The organism is Streptomyces sp. NPDC093795 (assembly GCF_044764665.1).
Taxonomy (GTDB): domain Bacteria; phylum Actinomycetota; class Actinomycetes; order Streptomycetales; family Streptomycetaceae; genus Streptomyces.
The window spans coordinates 64,513-79,091 of record NZ_JBIWIO010000018.1; the positions used below are offsets into that span (position 1 = coordinate 64,513).

16 protein-coding genes and 4 pseudogenes are annotated in these 14,579 nt (G+C 69.3%); 12 read left to right on the top strand and 8 right to left on the bottom strand.

Annotated features, from left to right (window positions below):
* The first annotated feature begins 219 nt into the window (after window positions 1-219).
* Window positions 220-459 carry a hypothetical protein gene (locus ACIRB7_RS33370; RefSeq protein ID WP_403606561.1) on the top strand — a complete coding sequence of 80 codons (240 nt, stop codon included), beginning with the start codon at window positions 220-222 and terminating at the stop codon, window positions 457-459.
* Here the strand turns inward: ACIRB7_RS33370 and ACIRB7_RS33375 are convergent.
* A complete protein-coding gene (locus tag ACIRB7_RS33375) occupies window positions 454-918 on the bottom strand; it encodes an SMI1/KNR4 family protein (RefSeq protein WP_403606564.1) in 465 nt (154 codons plus the stop codon). The two genes, ACIRB7_RS33370 and ACIRB7_RS33375, sit on opposite strands and share 6 nt — an antisense overlap.
* A 114-nt stretch (window positions 919-1,032) precedes the next feature.
* Window positions 1,033-1,497: a hypothetical protein gene (locus tag ACIRB7_RS33380; protein WP_403606520.1), complete on the bottom strand. Its 465-nt coding sequence runs from the start codon at window positions 1,495-1,497 to the stop codon at window positions 1,033-1,035.
* 233 nt (window positions 1,498-1,730) lie between these two features.
* On the opposite strand from ACIRB7_RS33380, the pseudogene ACIRB7_RS33385 reads away from it, so the two are divergent.
* The 5 genes and pseudogenes from ACIRB7_RS33385 to ACIRB7_RS33405 form a co-directional block, all read left to right on the top strand.
* Window positions 1,731-1,811: pseudogene (locus tag ACIRB7_RS33385) on the top strand (WhiB family transcriptional regulator); the annotation flags it as partial.
* A 396-nt stretch (window positions 1,812-2,207) separates the two neighbouring features.
* Window positions 2,208-2,582: an FKBP-type peptidyl-prolyl cis-trans isomerase gene (locus tag ACIRB7_RS33390; protein WP_403606523.1), complete on the top strand. Its 375-nt coding sequence runs from the start codon at window positions 2,208-2,210 to the stop codon at window positions 2,580-2,582.
* A gap of 440 nt (window positions 2,583-3,022) precedes the next feature.
* Window positions 3,023-3,163 (top strand): hypothetical protein, encoded by a 141-nt coding sequence (locus ACIRB7_RS33395; RefSeq protein WP_403606526.1) that lies wholly within the window; start codon window positions 3,023-3,025, stop codon window positions 3,161-3,163.
* 287 nt (window positions 3,164-3,450) lie between these two features.
* Window positions 3,451-3,977 (top strand): annotated as a pseudogene (locus tag ACIRB7_RS33400) (MOSC domain-containing protein); the annotation flags it as partial.
* Between the two features lie 238 nt (window positions 3,978-4,215).
* Window positions 4,216-4,365, top strand: a complete 150-nt coding sequence (locus tag ACIRB7_RS33405; protein WP_403606529.1) for a hypothetical protein — start codon at window positions 4,216-4,218, stop codon at window positions 4,363-4,365.
* Between the two features lie 122 nt (window positions 4,366-4,487).
* On the opposite strand, the gene ACIRB7_RS33410 is transcribed toward ACIRB7_RS33405, so the two are convergent.
* A complete protein-coding gene (locus ACIRB7_RS33410; protein ID WP_403606532.1) occupies window positions 4,488-4,973 on the bottom strand; it encodes a carboxymuconolactone decarboxylase family protein in 486 nt (161 codons plus the stop codon).
* Window positions 4,974-5,172: 199 nt separating this feature from the next.
* Between ACIRB7_RS33410 and ACIRB7_RS33415 the strand changes: the two genes are divergently transcribed.
* From ACIRB7_RS33415 to ACIRB7_RS33430, 4 genes are all read left to right on the top strand, one after another.
* On the top strand, window positions 5,173-6,096 hold the full coding sequence (locus ACIRB7_RS33415; RefSeq protein ID WP_403606534.1) for an RNA polymerase sigma-70 factor: 924 nt from the start codon (window positions 5,173-5,175) through the stop codon (window positions 6,094-6,096).
* A gap of 355 nt (window positions 6,097-6,451) precedes the next feature.
* A complete protein-coding gene (locus ACIRB7_RS33420) occupies window positions 6,452-7,186 on the top strand; it encodes a hypothetical protein (RefSeq protein WP_403606537.1) in 735 nt (244 codons plus the stop codon).
* A gap of 483 nt (window positions 7,187-7,669) precedes the next feature.
* Window positions 7,670-8,338 carry a HEAT repeat domain-containing protein gene (locus ACIRB7_RS33425; RefSeq protein WP_403606567.1) on the top strand — a complete coding sequence of 223 codons (669 nt, stop codon included), beginning with the start codon at window positions 7,670-7,672 and terminating at the stop codon, window positions 8,336-8,338.
* Window positions 8,339-8,344: 6 nt separating this feature from the next.
* Window positions 8,345-9,349: a MerR family transcriptional regulator gene (locus ACIRB7_RS33430; RefSeq protein WP_403606540.1), complete on the top strand. Its 1,005-nt coding sequence runs from the start codon at window positions 8,345-8,347 to the stop codon at window positions 9,347-9,349.
* Between the two features lie 6 nt (window positions 9,350-9,355).
* On the opposite strand, the gene tpg is transcribed toward ACIRB7_RS33430, so the two are convergent.
* Both tpg and tap read right to left on the bottom strand, forming a co-directional pair.
* Window positions 9,356-9,913 carry a telomere-protecting terminal protein Tpg gene (gene tpg / locus ACIRB7_RS33435; RefSeq protein WP_403606543.1) on the bottom strand — a complete coding sequence of 186 codons (558 nt, stop codon included), beginning with the start codon at window positions 9,911-9,913 and terminating at the stop codon, window positions 9,356-9,358.
* 9 nt (window positions 9,914-9,922) lie between these two features.
* The gene (gene tap, locus ACIRB7_RS33440) at window positions 9,923-12,172 is read right to left on the bottom strand and encodes a telomere-associated protein Tap (RefSeq protein WP_403606546.1); all 2,250 of its coding nucleotides are present in this window, start codon (window positions 12,170-12,172) and stop codon (window positions 9,923-9,925) included.
* Window positions 12,173-12,533: 361 nt separating this feature from the next.
* Here tap and ACIRB7_RS33445 point away from each other — a divergent pair, with 361 nt between their 5' ends.
* Both ACIRB7_RS33445 and ACIRB7_RS33450 read left to right on the top strand, forming a co-directional pair.
* Entirely contained in the window at window positions 12,534-12,950 is a 417-nt protein-coding gene (locus ACIRB7_RS33445; RefSeq protein WP_403606549.1) for a hypothetical protein, read from the top strand.
* Window positions 12,951-13,145: 195 nt separating this feature from the next.
* Window positions 13,146-13,298: pseudogene (locus tag ACIRB7_RS33450) on the top strand (DJ-1/PfpI family protein); the annotation flags it as partial.
* Window positions 13,299-13,464: 166 nt separating this feature from the next.
* Here the strand turns inward: ACIRB7_RS33450 and ACIRB7_RS33455 are convergent.
* The 3 genes and pseudogenes from ACIRB7_RS33455 to ACIRB7_RS33465 all read right to left on the bottom strand — a co-directional run.
* A complete protein-coding gene (locus tag ACIRB7_RS33455) occupies window positions 13,465-13,719 on the bottom strand; it encodes a helix-turn-helix domain-containing protein (RefSeq protein ID WP_403606552.1) in 255 nt (84 codons plus the stop codon).
* A complete protein-coding gene (locus tag ACIRB7_RS33460; protein ID WP_403606555.1) occupies window positions 13,719-14,216 on the bottom strand; it encodes a DUF2975 domain-containing protein in 498 nt (165 codons plus the stop codon). Before ACIRB7_RS33460 ends, ACIRB7_RS33455 begins: the two co-directional genes overlap by 1 nt.
* Before the next feature lie 87 nt (window positions 14,217-14,303).
* Window positions 14,304-14,579 (bottom strand): annotated as a pseudogene (locus tag ACIRB7_RS33465) (sugar kinase); the annotation flags it as partial.

The following is a 14,579-nucleotide window of genomic DNA, read 5'->3' on the forward strand; positions in this document are numbered from 1 at the left end:
CAGACGAGACGGTCACGCGCTGGACGCCACGGCTGGCTTACCCAGTACCAGCAGCGCCCTCGCCTCGTGGCTGACCACCCAGTGCGCCCAGTACGACACACTCCTGCCCGACCAGCAGTATCTACTCGCCCGGGGTGGGCACCGAGACGGCCGGCCAACTGCTGATCACCTCGGGAGACAACCCCGACCAGGCTCCGGTCCGAAGCGTCTTTCGCGCGCCTGTGCAGGGCGGCCCCGGTCCCCGCCTCGTCCGGCCGGACCAACCAGCATCGCATCAACCGCGGCGGGGACCGCGGCACGACCAACGGACCGGGACTACGTCGCCAGACGCACCACCGAGGCATATCCGCCAACGACATCGTGCGGTGCCTCAAGAGGTTCGTCGCCCGCGAGGTCTACAGACACCTCAGAAGCACAGGCATCCTGAACACGGCAGGCTCGGCCAACGCCAGATCATGACACCGACCGCCTTCCGTCCGCGTCATCGAGGTCGAACGACGCGGCCGCAGTCAGCCCCTCGATGAACATCTGGAAGTCCGCGGCCAGCGGGATCTCCGTGTCGCCGTCCACGTCGAACCACGTCACGGACGGCTCCCCCCGCTCTCCGCAGACCCTGTAGTCGAGAGCGATCCAGCAGCGACCATCACCGGAAAGCAGAACCAGAGGAGACGGAAGGCCCCACTCCTCAACCAAGTAGGGCGAGTCCAGCAAGGACGGCTGGCCGTCGTGACAACCGATGCCCATCATGTCGTCGAGCGGAATGTGGTTCTCGCTCCACGACGTCGGTACGTCCGTCGGGAACACGTTCCACAACTCCGCCACCAGACCGCCGTTCTGAACCCGCAGAATCTCCAGCAACAAGGCCGGCAGGCGGACACCGAGCTGAAGCTCAGCATCCTGAACGACCGCGTCGGTCAGCGGGGGCTGAACCCGTACAGGCCCTCACCCCAGAACGTCGCCTTCACCTCACCAGACCGAGCCACGAACGCATCCTATGGACCTCGCAGCCCGGCTTGACGATCTACAGGAGCTTCAGTCCGGCTTGTCGGAGGGGTAAGCGGTTTCGTACGACTGTTCCGCTGTTACGTCTCTCGGCGGGGCGTGCTCCACCGTGATGCCGCTTGCCGCCGGCCGCGGCGGCCACAGGTTGCGGCCGGACGGCGAACTGTTGGTGCGCGGGCGGGCTGGGAGCCTTGTCGCGAGCGCGATCATGATGCCTGTGGTCTCGTGTCCCGCGACGAGCAGGGCCGCGGCCAGGTCGGCCAGCTCCTGCCCATCGATCTCGCCGGTGTCCAGGCGCCCGGCGATCAGCTTGCCACCCAGAGCAGTTGGCCGAGCTGGGGGCGACCCGTCCCTGACACGACAGCCCTCAAAGTCGCCGCACAAGCCACCCACACCACGGACCTTCGACGGTTCGCCCGGCGACACGGCGCCTGAGCGAACCCGCACAACCGGCACTGCCCCGGTTCCCTCCTCGCCGGCGACGTCGTCCTGCACCCGCGCGGCCTGCCCGTCGACACCCTCAGCGGCAAGACCAAGCACTCGGTGCGCACCGCGAAGATCCCGTATGGCTTCGCAGGTGGCGCCGGAGAACGGAGCGGCCCTCCCCTCTCACGGACGGCATCGGCGCACACAGGGGCGTGAGCGCGCGCAGCGCCCGGTCCGGGCGCCGCAAGGCGCCAGGACACGCCCCAGGCGCCTCACCACCGGCCCCTGGCACCAAGAAGACCCCACGACGCGCCTTGCTTCGCAGGCGTCCCACCGTCGCGTCCTGGCGTGCGCTGCTGCAGAGCACACGTGCCGAGTACGAGCTCCTCGAAGAACACCCTAGGCAGCCCAAGGAACAGCAGAGTCTGTCACCGGAACAGGAACAGCCCGAAGCCAGCGTGCCTGACCTCGTGCAGGCCGCCTCCGCCGTGCGGGCGTGGCTGGAGGACGAGACTTTTACGAAGGACCGATCAGCGCAAACGAGCGCGTGTGCCTGCTCAGAGCCGTCGAACCGCAGCCGAACCCCTCGTGGGCGTTCCCGGTCGGTCTCGTGCGGTGTGCTGGGCACCGGGCGGTTCCCGTACACGTGCCGTGTTCCCTCGGGATTGGTGCGCTCTGCGGGGCCGGCGTACTCGGTAACGTGATCGTCTACCGCATGGAGTGACCATGTGGCCGGCTGCTCCCTACGAGGGCTTCCGGCGGAGAGGGATGAGGCTGCGATGAGTGAACGGACGAAGCCCGAGATCGATGTTCCGCAGGGTGACGCTCCCACCGAGCTGACGATCCGGGACCTCGTCGTCGGGGACGGGGACGAGGCGAAGCCGGGCAGAGTCGTCCGCGTCCACTATGTCGGGGTCACCTACGAGACCGGAAAGGAGTTCGATGCCTCCTGGGACCGCGGCCAGCCGTTCAAGTTCGCCGTGGGCGGTGGCAGGGTCATCAAGGGCTGGGACCGGGGAATCAGGGGGATGAAGGTCGGCGGCCGGCGCGAGATCATCGTCCCCCCGCGCCTCGGCTACGGCAAGCAGTCACCCTCGCCACTGATCCCTGCGGGCTCTACGTTGATCTTCGTGGTGGACCTGCTCTCAGTCTGAGGCAGGCCTGCTGTTTTCAGGATCTGCGGCATGTCAACCAGATTCGTGCAGATCGGTACGAAGGCCCAGGACTGGTCCGTCCTCGGCCTGTTCTGAGCGGAGACACACCCGGTCGGGACGTCGACAGCGAGGGACCCGGCGTGACCAGCCTCGGACCCCGCAGCGTGCTCCTCGATGCGGCGGGCGGGGCGAACTTGCCGTACTGGTCGGGGCGAGCTTGCCGTATTCAGTGCGTCTGCCGGCTTGCGAGTCGGAGCCGTTCCAGAGCTTCCACGACCTCTACCACCTCGGCTCGACGAGGAGGCCGAGCCGGCCCGACACGGCGACGGCTACGGCTGCGGCTGCGGCTGCGGCTGCGGCTGCGGAAAGGACCGCTCACCGGCACACCGCCGACTTCTGCCGAGGAGAACTCCTCAAGTTCCTCCCACAGCCCGCCCTGCATGTGGCGCTGCACGTCCCTGCTCGCGTCCTGCGCGGGTGGCGAGGCCAGGCGACGCGTGCTCGCACGCCATGTGCTCAGTCCCGCCACGGGCGACCCCGAACTGCCGTGGGACAACTTCGGACTGCCCGTACGACGGTGAGACCTGGACATGCGACGGCCCGCTCGACCTTGCATCACCCCACGTCGATCACCCTGGCCACCCGGCGCCCCTGACCCGGAGGCCGTGTACGGGTTAGCCCTTGGTTCGGTGCACACAGCCGCGGCCGGAGCCGGCGGCGTTGATCCGGACGGAACGGCCTGTCACGCGGCAGGATGTTTCCGGCCCGTGGAGTCCGACGCCGTGTCCTTATGACCGGCATTGCACACCGGCGGAGTACAGGGAACGAGGGGGTGTACGGCCGGGTGGTGGCGGTGAGCAGCAGTGAGATGTACTCGGTCAGCAGACCTCACCGAATGTCCGTCAGACTGATCGCCGGGTTGGGCATCGAAGGGGACGTTCACGCGGGCGAGACCAGCCGCCACCAGTTCCGCCCGTCCTCCGAGCCGGACCTGCCGGAACTGCGAGATCTGCCGGACCTGCGCCAAGGGCGCCTGATGCACAAGGAAGTTGTTCGACGAGCTCGCCCTCAAGGGAGAGCGGTGTGCCGGCGGGTCAGCTGGGTGAGAACGTCACCGTCCGCGGCGTCGACCTTCTGGGCCTCCTTACCGGGCGTGGTTCCGCCTCGGAGCAGAGGTGGGGGGGGCGACGTGAGGGGCGCCGCGTCATCCGTACGCGAAGATCAACGGCTCCCGCTCCGGGGCTAATGGAAGAGGTGTTCGCAGCGGGCCCGGTGCAGGGGGACTTCATCTCCCCATCCGGCATCACGGTGGTGGTCCGTCACGGCCGCCTCATCCGTCCGCCAGACCCCGTCGGCGCCGAGCTGCCACCCGGCCCCCACCGGCATCGGAACCGGTCTCACGCTGGGCTCCGCGCGGAGCGGTCTGGCGGCATACCGCAGTGGAGACGGGACGCAGCCGGCGTGCCACAGACACGAACCCTCAAGAGGCCGACACGCCGCAGGGCGGGTTCGGGCCAGTCACACCGATCGACCGAGCGGGCCCCATGACAGGACCGGAACGGGCTGCGCGTTGCGGCAAGTTCGGCGGGCGCGATGCGGAGCGCGGCGGCCCGCCGGACGTCGCGCCAGCAAGGTGAAGCACAGCACGCGGGGTCACTCCACCAGGAGCACGTCGCCGACCCCCCTGCCCACCTCGGGACTGGGGCTCGCGCTCGGCGTTGGCTGGGTCGCCTTCGTGTTCCTGGCCTTCATCGTCGGGATCTTCGTACTGGGTGCCCTGTGAGAGCAGACACCGATCGCGTCACGTCATCGGGAACGGGGACGCCCAGCTCGGGGGCCGGCCCTGATCGAACGGTCGAGGGCCGGCCCGCTGAAGCCCGCGTTGCCCGCCGGCGTCAAGGGTGATCAGACGGCGACGGTGGCGAGGCTGCCGGGCTCGTAGGCGCCGCCCTGGTTGTTGAGGATCACGCCGAGACGGTTGGTCGCGTTGATCATGGCGATCAGCGAGACCAGCGCGACGACCTGGTCGTCGTCGTAGTGCCTGCGCACGCGGGCCCAGGTCTCGTCGCGGACACCCTCATAGCCGTCGATGATCCGTGTGCCCTCCTCGGTCAGGGCCAGCGCGGCACGCTCGGCCTCCGTGAACACCGTGGAGTGACGCCAGGCGGCTACCAGGTTCAGCCGGGCGGAGGTCTCACCGGCGGCCGCGGCGTCCTTGGTGTGGATGTCGACACAGAAACCGCAGCCGTTGATCTGGCTGGCACGCAGCTGCACCAGCTCCTGCGTCGGCTCCGGCAGCGACGACTGCCGGATCACCTGGCTGACGGCGAAGATCCGCTTACCGATCCTGGCGCCGATCTCGTGAGCGAACAGGTTCATACGGGGTTCCATCACCACGTCCTCGCATATCGAATCGTGTGCCGCGCGGACCGTCCGTGCAGCGTCCTGACGCACACAAGGCGCCGGTCGCCACGGCTTTGTGACAGCGCAGCGATGTGACGACGGCCACCGAGCTTCTGTGTCACAAAGCCGTGAGCGGCGGCGTCTTGTGCGCGACACGAACGAGACACGCAACAGGCAGGAGCCGACGATGGACGAGCGCACCGAGCGGGTGACCGGCGTGAGTGGGCACGGGCCTCGCGCCACGGGGATGGACGGTGCCACCGAGGCGTTCGTCGCCCACCGCAACCTGCTGTTCACCGTCGCCTACGAGATGCTCGGCTCCGCCGCCGACGCAGAGGACGTCCTCCAGGAGACCTGGCTGCGCTGGGCGGTCGTCGACCACACCACGGTGCGGGACCCGCGTGCCTTCCTGGTCCGCATCACCACCCGCCAGGCACTGACCCGGCTGCGTACGCTGCGCCGGCGCAAGGAGTCCTACGTCGGGCCCTGGCTGCCCGAGCCCCTGCTCACCGCGCCCGATGTCGCCGAGGACGTCGAGCTGGCCGACAGTGTCTCCATGGCCATGCTGCTCGTGCTGGAGACGCTCGCGCCGACCGAGCGTGCCGTGTTCGTGCTCCGCGACGTCTTCGACCTCGCCTACGACGACATCGCACAGGCCGTCGACAAGACCCCCGCCGCGGTCCGGCAGATCGCCCACCGCGCACGAACCCACATCGCGGCACGCCGACCACACGAAGCCGTCTCCCCCGCCCAGACACGCCACGCGCTCACGGCCTTCCAACACGCCATCGAAACAGGCGACTTGCAGCACCTGCTCGACATGATCGCCCCCGACGTCGTACTCCTCACCGACGGCGGCGGAGCCGTACCGGCCGCACTACAACCCGTCATCGGCGCCCATGCAGTGGCCCATCTGCTCAGCAGGCTCACGTCCACGGCCCTGCAACCGGCACAGTTGAACGGCCACCCGGCACTCATCCTGCGCACGGGCGGCGAGATCGACACCGTCCTGGCGGTACGCCTCGAGGGCGGCCTCATCACCGGGCTCTACGCCGTCCGCAACCCCGAGAAGCTGACACGCATCCACCGGGAGACCACCATGCATCGCTGACACCCCATGCACCGCTGAAACCCCAGCAGGCGCGCACCGGGGACTGCGCACAGCACCCATCCGCCTGCACCACCACCACCAGCAGCAACCCCAACCGGACCCGGCCCAGCCACCCAGGACACCACCCCTCCAGGAGCGCCGGGCGGGCGGTGACCAGGCTCGCCCCCCTCCCGGCCCGCGACGGCCCCACAAGGCGCCGATCGCCCGCCCGCACGAGCATCAGGGCCGCGGAGGCGTCGACCCGCACGCCCCCTCAGCAGTGCCGGGGTGCTGCGCAGCGAACTGGGCGATTTTCGGTGCGGTCGGGTCGTAAAAGCGTTCGACCGGTCGTGGTCGTCGGTCTAAGGTCAGCGGCGTGGCAACGAAACTCAACCAGATCATCGCAGTGGAGAAGGGCGTCAAGTCCCGGGCGCACCAGGACCTGACGGCGGCTCATCACGGCCTGCAGAAGCCCGCGTTGCTCGCCGGCATCTCCCGTACGTACCAGCCGAAGGACGAGGAGGGCGAGCAGCTGCCGCCCGAGTCGACACTGGTGCAGGTGAAGGCCGAGGACGTGCTGCGCGACACCGCGCGGGCGCTGACCCGTCTCTTCGACGTGACGGCCACCAAGGACTGGGCGAACTGCGAAGCCCGCGCCGACGTCTCGGTCGACGGGCGCGTGCTCGTGGAGCGGGTGCCCGTCGCGTATCTGCTCTTCCTGGAGAAGCAGCTGACGGACATCAACACCTTCGTCCGCAAGCTTCCGGTGCTGGACGCCGCCGAGTCGTGGACGCAGGACCCGTCGACGGACGCGTGGAAGACGGAGGTCGTCCGCACGGTCCGTACGAAGAAGGTACCGCGCAACCACGTCAAGGCGGAGGCCACGGACAAGCACCCCGCGCAGGTCGAGGTCTACTACGAGGACATACCGGTCGGATACTGGACCACGGTCAAGTTCTCGGGCGCGCTGCCGGCCCGGCGGGTCAACGAGCTGCTCGAGCGCGTGGAGAAGCTCCAGCAGGCGGTCAAGTTCGCCCGCGAGGAGGCCAACAGCGCCGAAGTCACCGACCAGCGGACCGGCGACGCCGTCTTCGGCTACCTCTTCGGGTAGCCGGGACACCACCAACTCCCCGGTCGCGGAACCGCGGTCGGGGTGCGCGAGGAGCGCAAAGCTGAAGCTGAGCCTTGTCGTGACATCCGCGGTTGAAGTGGAGGTTCGAGTCCTCCTCCCGGCACTTCCCGCCGGGATGGCCCAACCAGGCAGAGGCAGACCGCGGTCAATCTCAGACTATTGCTCCAGACTCAGCATGCGCCGCTCATCGCCGGATCGACCGGGCCCGGGCCCTGGTGCGTCGAAATGCCAGTTCGAATCTGGTCCGCCGAGCTCGATCGGCGGTGGTCCAAAGGCAGGACGCGACGCAATGACGAATGACCCGGGTCCTCAAGCGTGCCGGCGTGTGATGTGAGCGGCACCGACAGGGTCCGGGGGCAGGCTACGCCCCCGGACCCGCTCCTTTTCCCCGCTTCCCCGTAAGGACCGCTTGACCTTGACACGGTGACAAGGACTTCACTGCTCGCCGAGGAGGTGGTCCCGATGACCACGATCAAGCAGGACACCGATATCCCGCGAACGCTTCAGGGCCTGGACGACGACCGCTCGTCCGTACGGCTGCGCGCGGCACTCGCGGCCGGTACGACACCGGACGCACGCTTCGTCGACAAGCTCATCGAGCGCAGCGCCATCGAGCCGGAGTTCTTCGTCCGCGACATGCTGACCTGGGCACTCACACGGCACCCCGTATCTCTCACCCTCCCCGCACTGCTCCGTGAACTCCGGTCTCAGGGCGCGCAGGCACGGAGCCAGGCCCTGCACACCCTTTCCAAGATCGGAGACCGTCAGGCGTGGCCCTCGATCACCCGGGCGCTTCTGTCCGACGGCGACGACGACGTGGCGAGGAGCGCCTGGCGGGCCGCCGTCATCCTCGTACCGGAGGGTGAGGAGGCCGGGCTGGCCGCTGTGCTCGCGACCCAGCTCGGGCGCGGCGAGCGGGAGACCCAGCTGAGTCTCAGCCGGGCGCTGGTCGAACTGGGCGACGCCGTCATGCCGGCTCTGCGCGCTGCCTCGACGGCCTCCGACCGGCGTGTGCGGGCGCACGCGCTCGCCACGGAACGACTGCTGCACGACCCGGACGCCGGCTTCGAGTTCGCGATCGAGGAGGCGAAACGCGTCGTGGCACTCGGCGGGTCCGGCCAGGAGGGATGATAGGGCGTGTTGATCGGTGAGGTGGCGCGACGGTCCGGGGTCAGTGCCCGCATGCTCAGGCATTACGAAGCGCTCGGCCTGGTACGGCCTTCGGGCCGTACGGGCTCCGGCTACCGGGAGTACTCCGGTGACGACATCCGGCGGATCTTCCATATCGAGAGCCTTCGGTCGCTGGGCCTCTCGCTGCGTGAGATCGGGCGTGCGCTCGACGATCCCGGCTTCACTCCTTCGGCGCTCGTCACCGACCTCGTCCGTCAGACGCGGGAGCGCATCGCGGCCGAGACCGAGCTGCTCACGCAGCTCCGCCGGATCGACGCCACCGAACCCTCCGACTGGGAAGATGTCCTCCAGGTCGTCGCGATCCTCCAGGCCCTGAGGTCGACGAGCGCCGACGCGCGTCAGCGCGCGGCCCTTTCCTCCGCCGACGAGGTTCCGGTTCCGGTGGAAGCTCTCGTCGAGGCGGTACTGAACGAGGCGGATCCCGTCGTCGCCGGAGCCCTGCAATGGGCCCTGGCACGATCAGGCGACGGTGGTACGGCGCTGCTCGCGGAAGGCCTCGACTCAGCAGTAGCCGCGGTACGGGAACGAGCCGTCCAGTCCCTTACCGAGCTGCCCGGCGATGAGGCCGCCGCCCGGCTGCGCCACGCCCTCACACACCCCGATGCCGTAGTCCGCGGGCATGCAGCCCTGGCCCTGGGGACACGAGGGGTGAACGATGCGATCCCGACGCTCCTCGACATGATCGTGGAAGGAAGGAACGACACCGACGCGGCCGATGCGCTGAGCTCGCTGGCGAACGACCCCGCGACGGCGGAGCAGGTCGCCACCGGGCTCGTCGACCGCCTCACGGCCGACGCCGCCGAAGCGACCGTGCGCGTGCGGCTGACCCAAGCACTGGCAGACGTCCCGGGGAGTACAGCGTCGCATGTCCTCGAGGAGCTATCACATGACAAGGACCGTGCCGTGGCGCTGACCGCGACCTATCTTCTGCAGCTACGCGACGCACCGTGACGGCCCCTACAGGCCGAACTCGAGGTGCTCGATGTCCGTGAAACGGACCTCCTCCAAACTCCCGGCTCGACGGCCGCTGTCCTGGAAGTACACCTCCTTGAGCGCCTCGGCGGCGATCTCCCTCAGATGGGCGTCGGTGGCGCCGGCTTCCTGTGCGTCGAAGAGGCGGGCGGCGTACTGCGGGGGCAGGGCGACGGTCAGGTGCCGGATGCGGTCCTGGTCCGTGGAGCCGATCGGCGCGGTGTAGCCGAGGCGGGCGCGGGTGTCGATGACGATGCCGCCGGTCGACGCCGCCTTCTCGCGGGCCTTGGCCTTGACCTGCGGTTGCCAGCGGGCCTTCACCGCGCGGTCCAGGCGCGCGGCCAGGTCCGGGCGCGGCGTCTTGATCTGGTCCTTCACGTACCGCTCGACCGTGCGCTGGGAGATCCGCAGCATCTGGGCGACGGCCTTGGTGCCCTTGTACTGCTTGACCAGGTATCGCATCTGCGCGCCGGCGCTCTTGGGCGCCGGGCGGGTGAACGCCTGCTGCACCGCCTTGTCGAGGCCGTCCCCGAACAGGGTCATCGTGTGCTCCTACTCTCCGCCGTCGGCGTCGGTGACGGTGCCGTCCTTGATGTAGCGGGCGAGGTTGAGCGCGGGGGCGTCGAACTGCTCCCGGACGCCTTCTCCCCACAGGACGGTCTGGGTGCCTTCCCACTTCACCAGGCCGGGGTTCACGCCGAGCTTGAAGCCGCCCGGCAGCGGCTTGCCCTGGCGGTAGGGCAGGAAGTCCAGCGGGCTCTCGCCGTCGACGGCGTACACGACGCAGTCGGAGAGGATCGCGACCGGGTACTGGCCGGTGAACGCGGCGTGCTTGACGATCTTGCGGTGGAGGTTGACGCGCGTACGGGAGATGACAGCGGCGCGGATGTCCGGCCGCCACGTCGGGCGGGACAGGGCCCGCCACGGCTCGCCCGGCCGCCAGCCCTCCCCGCGCGGGCGTTCGCGCAGCTTGCCCAGGCCGCCCTTCACGGTCGCCTTGATCGCCGAGACGACGGTGGCGAGTTCCGGGTCACGGCTCTGATAGCCGTCCATCGCCTTCAGGAACTCCTCCGGCGGGATGTCGGCGGTGACGCCGAGGTCGGCCATCGTGGCGAGGTAGGCGTCACGGAGCCGGCTGTACCAGCCGTCCAGGTAGCGGCCGGTGTCGTACCGGACCCAGGCCTCGATCGGCTGGACGTCGTAGCCGAGTTCCACCGCGTACGCGACGGTCGGGGTCGCGTACCACGCCGGGCCCTCGGGGCGGTCGCCCTTCGGGGTGAACGGGCTCGGCAGCAGGGTGCCGTCAAGCTCGGCCCACTTGTCCTTGGCCAGCTTCACCCGTGACAGATCGGCATGGGACAGGTCGACCAGCCACGAGCCGGGCTGCTTCGGGTCGAAGACCGGCTGCCTGACGTGGGTCGGCGCGCCGAGGCCGACGACCAGGCCGTTGGCACCGGCGGCGAAGGCCATGTTCACGTCGAGGCCGACCAGGTTGCGGCGGGTGCATTCGTCGTCCGTCATGGGCCGGGCCCAGTCGTACGCCTCCTCGAAGACCTTCTCGGCGGGGCCTCGGATGTGGAACCGGGGCAGGTCCTTGAGTACGGGGTGGCCGTCGGGCGCCTCGCACGGCGCCGGGTCCACCGGATCCTTCCCCAGCGAGCCGGGGTTGTACTCGGAGTGCCTGCGGCCGTCGGCGTCGGGTGCGGAGGCGCGGGTCGGCGGGTGGAGGGCGGTCATGAGTTCCAGGCCGGTCACCGCTGTGGAGCCGCGCGGCGTCATCACCCTGGTCGCGAAAACGCCCAGGACGCGGGCGAGTTCCGGCGGGGCCAGCTGGGCGGCTGTGCCCCAGTGCCGGGTGTCGAGCGCGTTCCAGGACGGGATGCACAGTTGCACGCAGGACCGCTCCGATCCCGTGGCGGGGCGGTAGATCCGCGCCCACGGACCGAAGCCACGCCCGGTCAGTTTCCAGTCGGCGCGTGTGAGTTGCCTGATGACTTTGTGGCCGTCGGGGATCCGTCCGGCGAGCTGCTCCTCCTCGGTGAGGGTGACCGGCAGGCCGTAGCGCTCCAGGGCGGCAGCGGTGAGGACGAGGAGCGGGTCGGCGTCCTTGCCGGGGCCGGACAGCTTCGGCTGCCCGAGTCTGCCTTCCGTCAGTGTCCAGTCGACCAGGGCCGGTACGGACTTGGCGGGCACGTCCAGGACCAGGCCGCCGGGGCAGTACGCCGACACCTGTCCGTCGGTGTCGACATCGACCACCGCGAGCGGGCCGTTCGCGAAGCGCGGGTCGGTTCCGGTGCTCGCCGGGGTGCCCGCTGGGGTGCTGGCTGGAGTACCGGCCGGGGCCGCCGTCCGCGTGCCGGGGCGGCGGGGCGTCGAGGTGTTCCCGGAGGTGCGCGCCAGGGGCGGTGCGGGGTGCTGGGTCTGCTCGGCGGAGGGGGCCGGGACGGTCTGGGGGTTCCTGTCCTCGGTCATGACCGGGGTCTGCGGCGCCGGGGCCGTCCGGCCGGTGGGCGTCTCGGGTACTCCCCCGGATCCGTCGGGCGCTGTCGTGGGCGTCGTCGGGGCGGGGTAGAGCTGCGCGAGGCCGGCGAGGAGGCGCGCGTACGCGTCGCGCTCCGGTGGGCGGGCCTCCGTCCTGCCCGACTCCCAGCCGCTGACCGTGGCCCTGCGTACCTTCAGCGCGGCGGCGACCTCGTCCAGGGTCAGCCCGTGCGCCGTACGCAGCCGCTTGCGCTCCTCCGGCGGGGGCAGCGTGGCACGGGACGCGAGCAGTGCGTCGACCGCCTCGAACAATTCGGACATGAGAGGACCTCCTGTCGAGACCCTACCCAATGAACCGTACGGATCGCGCACTATCACCGTACGATCCGCGTACGAATCGCGTGCGGCTTCGTTCCTGCCATTCCGTGTGAGGTCGTACGTGACCTGTCCCAGCGAAGGTTGAGCGTTCTCATCGAAGGCTGGTCGCCGGGCTTTCCTGGTCGAGCATTTGATGGAACCGTTCGAAGCCGTTCCGTCTTGACAAGCGGATCGGACGTAGTTCGCCCCACACTTTCAGCCGCTGGGTGATTGGCCCGATATAGCATGGACGCTGCCGATGCGGCGCCCAGAGACTGATGGTTCTTCACCGACAGCCGCGACAGGCTCACCTCAGGGAGACCGCATGCGCCACCCTCTTGCTGCCGCTCTTGGCACCGTTGCACTGACGGCGAGCATGCTCGTGAGCGCGCCGTTGGCCAGCGCCAGCACCTCCGACTATCCGGTCAAGTCGTTTGAGGTCGTCGTGGGGAACACGTACACGAAGGGAACCATCACCTGGTACAACCGGGCGGTCCGCGTGGCCGGGGAGCACAAGGCGGTCGCGAGCTGCCGGGGGACTACGGCCTACACCCTCGACTCGGCGGGCAGGCAACTGAGCATGGGGATGAGTCCCTTCGCGGTATGCAACGGTGACAGCCAGAAATTCAGCTTCGATGTGCCGGCAGACGTTGCCGGCGGCGCTCCGGTCGTGCGGGTCTGCCTCGACAATGGAGCAACGCCCAGCCCAACGCCTCTGGAATGCGTACTCAAAAACCGGTAATTCCGGCACCATGCGCGCTCAACTTCCGTGAGAAGCGACCAGCCTTGACTGCGACAGGTCAGTACGGTCCGCGGCGGTGCCGTCAGCGTCGGAACTGGCGCCGGTAGGTCGAGGGGCCGACGCCCGTCGAATGCCGGGAGTGGTGACGGAAGCCCGCGACGGTCGGGCCCACTCGGCCGGCGACTCCGTGTGCTGGTGATTCCCGGCGGTGTCACCACGGCGGTCGAGGCCGACGCGGCCGTCATCGACTGGCCGGCCCGGCGCCGGAAGACCTCCGTGCTGACGTTCAGCATCTGTACGGGGGCCTTCCTGCTCGCCGCCCCCGGGGCGCTCTACGGCCGCCCCGCCACCACCCATGGTGGGAGCCACTCGCCCTTCGCCCCGCGCACCAGATGGAGTACGTGTGGGCCGACCGCACCACCGCGCCGGGACGAGGAACCATGTGAACCGGCTCCTCGCCCCTCAGCCGTGAGCGCTCGTCACCCGCCCCGCGGTCCCTCGGCGACTGCCGCGGTCACGTCGGCGAGAGAGGCTCCGCCTCGGCCGCGGTCACGTCGACGGGAGTCTCCGCCTCCCAGCGCAGGAGGTCTCCCGGCTGGCATTCGAGCACTTCACAGAGGGCGGCGAGGGTCGTGAAGCGTACTGCCTTGGCGCGGCCGTTCTTGAGTACGGCGAGGTTGGCGGGGGTGATGTCCACGCGCTCCGCGAGTTGTCCCACGGACATCTTGCGCCTGGCGAGCATCACGTCGATGTCGACGACGATCGGCATCAGATCACCTCGGCGAGTTCGTCCTGCATCCTCGTCGCCTCGACGTCACGCGCGACGGCCTGGGCGAGCAGCATCCGCAGCACGAGCACGATCAGCGCGACGCCGAGCACGGCGAGGCTCGCCCCGCAGATCAGCAGGACGATGCCCGGAGCGACCGCCTCCCCCGGCGCCAGGACGACGGCGAACGCGAACACCAGGGCGGCGCCCACCGTGAAGGCGCCGGTGATGACATCGACGTACCGGAAGGCCGCAGGCGAGAACACCGTCCCCCGCCGCACCATCGTCACCAGCCGCCACACCGAGACGAGAACGGTCTGAGCCGTCAGCAGCCCCAGCACCATGATCACGAGAAGCGGGGTCCGCAGGTACGCGTACTCCGGCTTCAGCTCCTCAAGGTCGGTCGCGAGGAGCGGAACCATCACCACCTCGACGAAGACCGAACCGGCGAACAGCACCGCAAGGACCGCACGTAGCGCAAGCACCTTCAGCTTCCCCATCACATCCCCTTAGATCGACTAGCGATAACAATCTATCGATATTCGATATGCCAGGCAAGCGGGAAGCCCCCGGCCACGTGCCGCGCCTCAGGTGGACACGCGGTCCTGGAGGGCCGATTGCCAGGCGGGGGCCGGTGTGGTGGGTTCGGTTTCGGGGCGGCGGCCTCCCTGGGCGAAGAAGTCGACCAGGGGGAGCAGGGCCGCGCCGACCGTGACCGCCTCCGGGCCGAGGGTGCCCAGGTCGATGCCGGTGCGGCTCGCCGGGTACTTCAGGGCGTACTCCGTGGCGTAGTTCTTGACCGTTTCGAGGAAGCGGGTGCCCAGTTGGAGGCCGGCCCAGCCGCCGACGAGGATGCGTTCGGG